The following is an 887-nucleotide window of genomic DNA, read 5'->3' as shown; positions in this document are numbered from 1 at the left end:
AACCTATTGCAGGCAAGCAGATTACAACCCTTAAATATGATTACAAAACATACACAACGGGTAAAGTAATGGCAAACCCGAAAAACGTTGCTTTGTCAGCGCCGATCACAAACGCAACACCATTCAGTTTTGATTTACCTTTCAACGGAACAGGCGACACGATTTATTTTGCAGTTGTGATCGAAGACGAAAAAGTTGTCACACCACCTGCAACGCAAGAAACAAAGATCGTTTTCGAGAACTACACCGATTACGCAACGAACCATTTCAAAGCTTTTGCAACGATCAACGGCGTTAAAACATACATGGTAGGCGACACGCTTACGGTTCCTTACGCGCCTGCAAACGGATCGGCAAACTCAACGATCGCAGGAGGGTTCGAATTCGATCCAAACTACACGTTCACAGCGAAGAATAAGAAAGCAAATCAGACTTTCTACAACGATTCATGGTTAGGATCAAAAGAGGGTAGTTATACTTATAACTTTGTTTCTAGTGTAGATACAAGTTGGCAAGTGACGGCGACACCGAAGACAGTTGTTCCCGTTCCCACTGGTAAGCCCACACAGAAGCTACACGGCAAGATAGACGATATTTCGGCTATTGATACCATAGTGATCCAAGAAGCGTCAGACGGCAAATCAGGTACGTATTTCGGACAGTTTATCGGAACAGCCGATTCACTTGTTGATATTGCTACTCAAAAGAACATTGAAGTCGGATCACAAACGATCAAAATTGTTGCGAAACCTAAAGCAGGATATGAGATTTTACAGGTTAACACTTGGAGAGGTCCGACTGGAGTTCCGAACATGATCGAAGTTCCTGACGCTTACCCGATCACAGAAAACGATCAAACAGAGGGGACGATCACACGGAATTATTCA

1 protein-coding gene is annotated in these 887 nt (G+C 43.5%); it reads left to right on the top strand.

Annotation, left to right across the window (positions count from 1 at the left end; all coding sequences use genetic code 11):
- Positions 1-887: hypothetical protein (locus N1032_RS24275; protein WP_259543050.1), on the top strand; the 887-nt coding region annotated here is incomplete at both ends.

It is taken from the genome of Herbiconiux daphne (genome assembly GCF_024979295.1).
Classification (GTDB): Bacteria; Actinomycetota; Actinomycetes; order Actinomycetales; family Microbacteriaceae; genus Herbiconiux; species Herbiconiux daphnes.
Note: the sequence above shows the minus strand (reverse complement) of the source record. Positions and strands in the feature narration are given on the sequence as shown.